Annotated in this window: 7 protein-coding genes; all 7 read right to left on the bottom strand. The window is 30.5% G+C overall.

The window, feature by feature from the left end:
• Positions 1 to 350: 350 nt before the first annotated feature.
• From ACH2BV_RS07990 to ACH2BV_RS07960, 7 genes are read right to left on the bottom strand one after another with little or no spacing between them, the layout of a single operon-like run.
• Positions 351 to 1,208, bottom strand: a complete 858-nt coding sequence (locus tag ACH2BV_RS07990) for a hypothetical protein (protein WP_395050192.1) — start codon at positions 1,206 to 1,208, stop codon at positions 351 to 353.
• A complete protein-coding gene (locus ACH2BV_RS07985; RefSeq protein ID WP_395050191.1) occupies positions 1,209 to 2,225 on the bottom strand; it encodes a Gfo/Idh/MocA family protein in 1,017 nt (338 codons plus the stop codon).
• 59 nt (positions 2,226 to 2,284) lie between these two features.
• A complete protein-coding gene (locus ACH2BV_RS07980) occupies positions 2,285 to 2,965 on the bottom strand; it encodes an FkbM family methyltransferase (protein ID WP_395050190.1) in 681 nt (226 codons plus the stop codon).
• 43 nt (positions 2,966 to 3,008) lie between these two features.
• Entirely contained in the window at positions 3,009 to 3,743 is a 735-nt protein-coding gene (locus ACH2BV_RS07975) for a WecB/TagA/CpsF family glycosyltransferase (RefSeq protein WP_395050189.1), read from the bottom strand.
• Positions 3,744 to 3,777: 34 nt separating this feature from the next.
• Entirely contained in the window at positions 3,778 to 4,722 is a 945-nt protein-coding gene (locus ACH2BV_RS07970; protein WP_395050188.1) for a hypothetical protein, read from the bottom strand.
• 31 nt (positions 4,723 to 4,753) lie between these two features.
• The gene (locus ACH2BV_RS07965; protein ID WP_395050187.1) at positions 4,754 to 5,797 is read right to left on the bottom strand and encodes a glycosyltransferase family 4 protein; all 1,044 of its coding nucleotides are present in this window, start codon (positions 5,795 to 5,797) and stop codon (positions 4,754 to 4,756) included.
• Positions 5,790 to 6,380, bottom strand: a complete 591-nt coding sequence (locus ACH2BV_RS07960) for an acyltransferase (RefSeq protein WP_395050186.1) — start codon at positions 6,378 to 6,380, stop codon at positions 5,790 to 5,792. The genes ACH2BV_RS07965 and ACH2BV_RS07960 overlap by 8 nt, the downstream gene beginning before the upstream one ends.
• Positions 6,381 to 6,511: the final 131 nt, after the last annotated feature.

The raw sequence follows: 6,511 nt of genomic DNA, 5'->3' as shown, positions 1-6,511 counted from the left end.
ATCTTCCATTGGTTATTATATATAGCGCAAATATATACATTTTGTTTACTGTACTATACAAAATTAATTATTTTTTGATTAGTCGCTTAAGCAAAAATTAGATTAGTGATTCGATACTATTTTAGTTTCTCGGTTAATTGGTGAACTGGTTAATCGGTTAATCGATTGTAACATTCATAATTCGGTTAAACAATTACTCCTTTCTAAACGATTAACCTTTTTTTAAACAGTTAACCAAATAACCTTTCCTAAACGATTAAACCGTCATACTGAGCGTCATCTCGAGCGCAGTCGAGAGGCGAAAGACCTAAACGATTAACTAGTTAAATTCTTAAAAATCAAACACACAATTATAAAACCCCTTCAATCAAAGTTTTTGTTTCCTGAATGTGCCCTTTGGAAGAAGCACCAAACAAAACCGATTCTATTTTCGGAAATTTGCCTATATACTCAATCGCTTCTTTGGGGCGCAAGGCGCCGGCAGCCAATACCTGCATGGCTATAGGACGAAATTGTTTTTCTCTTAGGTATTTTTCATACAATTCGACACCTCCGCTCATACGGAACCCTATTTTATTGATAGAACTGCAAATGATGGGATTTTCTATACCCAATGAATTTAAAGTGTCTAAAAGCAAAGGCATGTTCATCGTAATATAACCAGGTTCTGCATTGTATTTTTTGCAGATATAAGCATCATAGGCCTTTAAAACTTCATACATTTTTAATCCCAATATCATATCGACAATAACGTTTTGAAGAAAAATTACCGGAGTATTAATACCCTTAAACATTTTCATCTCTGCATCAACCAATAACTCCATCAATTTAAGAAAATCTTTGCTCACTATTGCCAAACCGCCTTTAGCCATTGTACCAAATATATTTCCCGGTATATATTGCTTTATGGTACCCATAATACCCAACTCCGTTACCGCATTGGCATATTTATGTGCATAAGGCATACAGGGATAGATATTGAAATTTTTATATTTAGCAGGATTTGCTCTCATGTGATCACATATATTCGCAATTCTATCATGAGTAGTGCACATAAAGGTGTTAATTCCCAAATCTATGGCCTGATCCAAAACGTTAATTATAGCCCCATCTTCTTTAAATCGAATGGATTGTGCTCTCGCTTTTTCATCCGAAGCGTGGTTTACCGCAAAAAACTGATTGTCCCCAAATAATACTTTGTCCATCATTTATTTATTTTTAGAATCTTCAATTATCATTTCAATCACTTTGTCCGTATAAAGTCCTTCCTCAAAACTATTATAAAGAGCTTGTTTTTTATGGATTACGCAATCCACAAAAGATTCTATCTGAGCACTGTATTCTTCACCACGAAGGTAAAAACTAACAGGAATTGCAAAATCCGTAATGTATTTCATAGTCCATCCTTTATCCAAACCTTCTTTTTTAACGGGTTCTTTAAGGAAGATTTTAATTTCGGTGGCATCACATATAATTTTACCATTTTTACCTATAACGGTAATCGATGTTGACATTTTGCGATAGGTTTCATCGCTCCAGTTTACCGATAACAAACCACTTACCCCATTATCCAAAGTTAGAGAACTGTAAACGGCATCTTCGACTCCTTTTGAATAAATGCTTTTAAGTTGCGATCCGCTTGCTTTAACCGGACGCCCTATAATTTCCTGCACCAGATTTAAAACATGAGAGGCATAATCATACAGACACCCTCCACCTTCTTCAGGTTTTGATCGCCAGGTTCCGCCCTTCTCTTTTGTTACCACAGGTCCGTAAGCTTCTCCCATAAAATGAACTAAGTCACCCAATACGCCTGCATCTAATAGCCTTTTTAATTCCCTAAAAGTTCCTATAAAATGATTGTGATACCCTAGTTGGTTTACCAATCCTTTTGTTTTAGCTATTTCAAGTAATTCTTCACCTTCAATGGTATTAAGGCTAAAGGGCTTCTCACAAAACACATGCAGTCCTTTCTCTAAGGCATATTTAACCATAGGATAGTGAAAACGAGTGGGCGTTGCAATCAAAACAAATTCTAACGATTCTTTTTCAATCATTTCCTTATAATCGCTATACGTATGTATGGCTGTGAATTTTTTAAATGCATCCAAAACCAGAGAAGAAGTGTCGCATACTGCCACAAAATCTACCTCCTGATTTCCGCCGAGTATTGCCGCATGGGAAAGCCCCATTTTACCGAGACCTATTATTGCTCCTTTAATCATAAATCATTAAATTTTATTAATTATTTAAAGTTGTTTTAATCATTTTTATAAAAAATAATTTAAACATTTACTAATTTAGTATTAGCATAGTACCAATTTTCACCATTAATAAACATAAGTTTAAATTGATACTTTAACATAGTCTTTTCAAAAACGGCTTTACATTCAGGACCATGCAATTCAATTACTATCCATTTTGTTTTTGGCAACCATTTTTCTTCATTTTTTGAAAATAATTCTTTTTCAGAACCTTCAATATCTATTTTAAAAATGTCAATGGTTTCAATTTTATAGTTTGCAATCAATGTGTCGACAGATAAACCTTCAATATCATATTCTTCATTAATTTTCACTTCTTTTGTAATGAAAGCCCATTTTTCATTCTCAGGATTCTCAATTCTTAAATTTATATCACTACTCCATAATCCAAATTGAATTGGAATTATATTTTCAATACCAAAAGTATTTTTTTTTAGAAATTTAAAGTTTGAAGTTTCAGGTTCAATTGCTATTAATTTAGCTTTAGGATATTTTAGAGCAAATAATAATGCTGTTAATCCGTTATTTGCTCCAGCATCAATAATAATCAAAGGGTTGTCTATTGCTGACGGAATTAAATATTCGTTTTCAATAAATGTATGATAAAATACATTAACATCTGAAGAGTTCCATCTTAACCAGACTTTTCTCTTTTTTATATATTCAAAATAATATAAGTAAGGAAATACTATTAATTTCATAATATTTCTCTTTATTTTTTTTGGGGTTTTCCTTTTTAAGTAACTAATCATATCTCTTTATTTTTAATGTTTCTAATGCTAAATGCCAAAAGAATAGCAGTTGATTGCCAATATTCCTTCTAAAAACTTCCGGTCGTAAAAAAATGCGAACCAGCCATTCCATACCTGTTTTTTGCCAAAAAATACCTGGCCGCTTCGAGTTACCAGCATACCAGTCGAAAACATTTCCTATACTGCAAATAAGGTGTACCTCTAAATCTTTGCGATTTTGGTACGACCAAAGTTCCTGTTTGGGAGCAGTCATCCCCACAAATACAATATCAGCTTTGAACGCATTGACCTGATTGTGCATTTGAACATTGTCTTCATTTGAAAACTCCTGCTTAAACGGTGGGGAGTAAAACCCTACCTCAACGTTAGGATATTCTATATTATAGCGCTCTTTAATTTTTAATAACGTTTCCTGGGTGGAGCCCAGAAAAAAAACTTTTCCCTTATTTTTATTCAATTCTTGTGAAAAAAAAACAAAAGCATCCCATCCTGCAATGCGATTGATCCGTATTCCTTGTTTGAATAATGCGGCCCAACCAAAATACAAGCCATCCAGAATCAATACATCACTTTGCTGTAAAGCCTTTTTAACTTCAGGATATTTAACCGCTAAGCCATAAGAATTAGGGCTAATTGTATTTATCAAAAAATGTTGTTGATTTTCATACTTAATTTCGTGTAAATCCCCTTTAAACACAGGGTAATTCCAAGTATATATTATTGACATATTATTTATTTTTTAAAAACTTTTTAAACCAATATTATATATAATTCTTAAGTGCTGTGTATGAATTCGAGTTATTGTTTTTTGGTAAATCTTCTTTAAATGGACGTATCCAATATTCGTTGATATTATTTTCAATAGTTTTCTCTTTAAGCCATCGATCACCATAAATTCCAAACATTAGTTGTAAATTACTACCCATATAGATTGCTTGTTTACCAGTCTTTTTTATGTGTGCACATAATGGATGTCCAAAAGCACCACATGATAATAAAGCAATATCAAAATCAATTAAATCTATTTCATTTTTCATAAAATCTAAAGCTTGCCACCAAGTTTGAAATTTTGTTTCTTTGTTATTCAAAACTTGTATAGGTTTATAAATAATTAAATCAAATTTTGGCAAGAATTCTTTATTTTCAAATAATAACGCGCGATTATTATATTGATAAATTATACTTTTTTCAAATGGATTAATAATTAAAACTTTTTTATTCGCAAGTGCTTGAGTCCATGAATGTTTTATTGTTGGATTAAATAAGGAATCCACAGATATTTTTATAGAATTTTGCAAATATTTTTCTATAAAAAGCTCCTGCTTCATCCAATTTGCGTGAATGTCAATTTCAGGCATAATATCTATTTGGCTCTTACAAAACTTATGAATATTTTCTATATCATTGGAAAAAAAACCAGACATGGTTTTTAATAAATTTTGATTATCTACATAATTAGAAATCATATATTTAATTAATTTGCCATATTTAACATTTTTTTCAACATTCCTTGTGTAGGCAATGACAGCATCTATCTCAGTCCACCCAAATCTTGCAACAAAACATGGTTTACCGGAAATAATTAAATTATATAATATATCGGAAGCAATTTGACCTTCTAATGCATCCTTTGAAATGCCTTTTCCAACTGGTAAATTTATATATTGCAATATTTTTTTTACAACTTCAATAATTAACCTTTTCATAGTATGAGTTTAAAATATAGTTTTCTTTTTATTATTTAATACTATCATATAAATTGGCAATATCTAAGTTGATATTTTCTTCCTTAAATATAGATTGAGCTAATTCTTTTGATTTTTGAGCAATTCTCATGCGTAATTCATCGTCATTGATCATCCTACTCAATTGGCTTGCTAGCTTATCAATATTACCGAAATCATATACTAAAGCATTTCCTGAATCAACTATAACATCAGGTAAACCCCCAACAAGAGTACAAATTACGGGGATACCATAAGACCAAGCTTCTAAAACAGACATTGGAAAACCTTCGCTTTGACTTGATAAACAAAATACAGATGCTTTTCTAAACATTTCATCTTTATCTTTTCCAGACACCCAACCTTTTATTTCAATTTGTGATTCCATTTTTAGAGATTGAACCAAATCTTTTGCGATTTGAATTTCGCCATTACCAGCAATAATAACTTTCCATTCCGGGAATTTTTTTGATATTAAAGCAAATGCTTGAATTAAATCTCTATATCCCTTGTTATGATTTAAATAACCCGCAAAAAGAATATATTTACTTCTTTTATGATAATCTAAAATCTGTACATTTTTACAAGGATTATAAATAACTTTAATCTCATTTTTTAAATTATAGAGCGTTTGTAATTTGTGTTTTATATTATTAGAAAGTACAATAATTATATTAGCACTATTTACTACATATTTAAATAAAAAATGATTAACATATGTGTCTATTTGATCACCAATATGAAGATGTATAATAATTTTTTTCTTAAGTAACCTTGAGATAAATACAAAAGGAGATTTTAAAGTTGCACAGTTGCTAGTTGATGTATGTATATGAACAATATCGTAAAATGAAATAATTAATATAAATTGTATTAATGAAGCAATTAAATAATAAGTCTTTATAATGATATTTTTATCAATTTGTGTTTCAATCCATATACAATGGTACTTCTTCCATTGCTCCCCTCGTTGATGCGCTTCAATTACAGAGGTAATTCCTCCTCTCGATCTTGGTGAGGTGGCAACTATCAATACTTTAGGGCTTTTTTTACTCATACAGTCTTCTTGTTTTTTCTAATTCATCTTTTTTTAATCTTTTTTCCATGGGATATAAAATTAATTCATGATTGATTATTTCATTTACAGTAAAACGAAATTTTAAAACTTTTGAGGGAATTCCTCCAATAATTGAGTATGGAGGACAAGATTTATTTACAACACATCCAGCAGCAATTACACTGCCCCTACCGATAATTACACCCATTAATATTGTTACATTCGCGCCAACCCAAACATCATCTTCAATAATTACTTCTTTATCGTTTTCAGGGAGTTTTTCTATTGAATCCACTATGAATTTACCTACTACATCAATGCGATGATTTCCAGTTACAATAATTGGAGCAGGGCCAAATACCACTTTATTTCCAATAGTCAAAGGAGCCTCTGTACAAAAAATATGAGCAAAACGAGGAATACTTACATCATTACCGATACTTAAATTTTCTAGCCCAAAATACACTGAAGTGCTAGGCTTTAATCTAACATTTCTACCACAAAAAATCATCTTCTTTTTATAAAAATATGATGCTATTTTATCTTTTATATATTCACTTAGACGGAACAAATTAATTAACATATGATTTTAATTTTCGAATTTTTATAAGCCCCTAATTTTATTTTATTTAGATTTTACCTCTTTAATATTTTTTAAAATAATATTTGCTAGAAATAACCACAAAAAATTAATAATTACATTTGATTAAATTA

Source organism: Flavobacterium sp. (assembly GCF_043780635.1).
Taxonomy (GTDB): Bacteria; Bacteroidota; Bacteroidia; order Flavobacteriales; family Flavobacteriaceae; genus Flavobacterium.
Note: the sequence above shows the minus strand (reverse complement) of the source record. Positions and strands in the feature narration are given on the sequence as shown.

Bases quoted from the DNA above. Each gene is read 5' to 3' on its own strand.
- ACH2BV_RS07985 (WP_395050191.1), bottom strand. From the start codon at position 2,225: ATGATTAAAGGAGCAATAATAGGTCTCGGTAAAATGGGGCTTTCCCAT.
- ACH2BV_RS07980 (WP_395050190.1), bottom strand. From the start codon at position 2,965: ATGAAATTAATAGTATTTCCTTACTTATATTATTTTGAATATATAAAA.
- ACH2BV_RS07975 (WP_395050189.1), bottom strand. From the start codon at position 3,743: ATGTCAATAATATATACTTGGAATTACCCTGTGTTTAAAGGGGATTTA.
- ACH2BV_RS07960 (WP_395050186.1), bottom strand. From the start codon at position 6,380: ATGTTAATTAATTTGTTCCGTCTAAGTGAATATATAAAAGATAAAATA.
- ACH2BV_RS07990 (WP_395050192.1), bottom strand. From the start codon at position 1,208: ATGATGGACAAAGTATTATTTGGGGACAATCAGTTTTTTGCGGTAAAC.
- ACH2BV_RS07970 (WP_395050188.1), bottom strand. From the start codon at position 4,722: ATGAAAAGGTTAATTATTGAAGTTGTAAAAAAAATATTGCAATATATA.
- ACH2BV_RS07965 (WP_395050187.1), bottom strand. From the start codon at position 5,797: ATGAGTAAAAAAAGCCCTAAAGTATTGATAGTTGCCACCTCACCAAGA.